The sequence below is a fragment of the Vibrio sp. B181a genome, assembly GCF_030248375.1.
GTDB classification, from domain to species: Bacteria; Pseudomonadota; Gammaproteobacteria; order Enterobacterales; family Vibrionaceae; genus Vibrio; species Vibrio campbellii.
The window spans coordinates 1-840 of record NZ_JAHGAD010000097.1; the positions used below are offsets into that span (position 1 = coordinate 1).

1 protein-coding gene is annotated in these 840 nt (G+C 47.0%); it reads right to left on the bottom strand.

The window, feature by feature from the left end:
* A partial coding sequence (locus tag KIO97_RS24890; protein ID WP_285384251.1) for a flagellin occupies positions 1-800 on the bottom strand: 800 nt, incomplete at its 3' end.
* Positions 801-840 lie beyond the last annotated feature (40 nt).

The following is an 840-nucleotide window of genomic DNA, read 5'->3' on the forward strand; positions in this document are numbered from 1 at the left end:
CCTAGCTCACCAGATAGGCCGCCTGAGAATTCAACGTCACCTTCAACTTTGTTGTTGCCCGCAAACACTTGCAGTTTGCCGTCTTGGTCTACTGACGCTTTTACTAGGTCAGTTTGACCGTTGATGTAAGTCGCCAGCTCTTCGATATCGTCACCCGCTTTTGCGCTGATGTTGATTTCTTGCTCTTGACCAAAGCTGTCAGTCAGGCTGATTTTCAGGTCGTTCTTGCCTTCTTCAACGTTCCAGTTTTTGTCTTTGCCGTTTTCAGCTTGGTAGCTCACGCCGCCCATCATTTGGTTGTCAGAGCGCATGTCTTTTAGGTTCAGCATTACCGCTTCGCCGTTATCTGCACCGATTTGGAAAGACTGAGTACCGTAAGTACCGTTTAGAAGCTTGTTACCACCGAAAGAAGTCGTTTCAGCGATACGGTTTAGTTCATCGTTCAGTGCTGTTACTTCTTCTTGAATCGCAACACGTTCTGCTTTTGAGTTAGAACCGTTTGCTGATTGAAGAGACAGGTCACGCATACGTTGTAGGATGTTAGTTGTCTCGTTCATTGCACCTTCAGCAGTTTGTGCAATAGAGATACCGTCGTTCGCGTTACGAACAGCCACATCCAGGCCACGGCTTTGTACGTTCAAGCGGTTCGAGATTTGAAGACCCGCAGCGTCATCTTTCGCGCTGTTGATTTTGAAACCTGAAGACAAACGCTCCATAGAAGTTTGTTGTGCTGAGTTTGCGTTGTTTAGGTAACGCTGAGCGGTCATCGCTGATACGTTTGTGTTTACATTCACTGCCATGGTGATTTCTCCAATTGATTTTCCGATGTAGCGGTTTCCG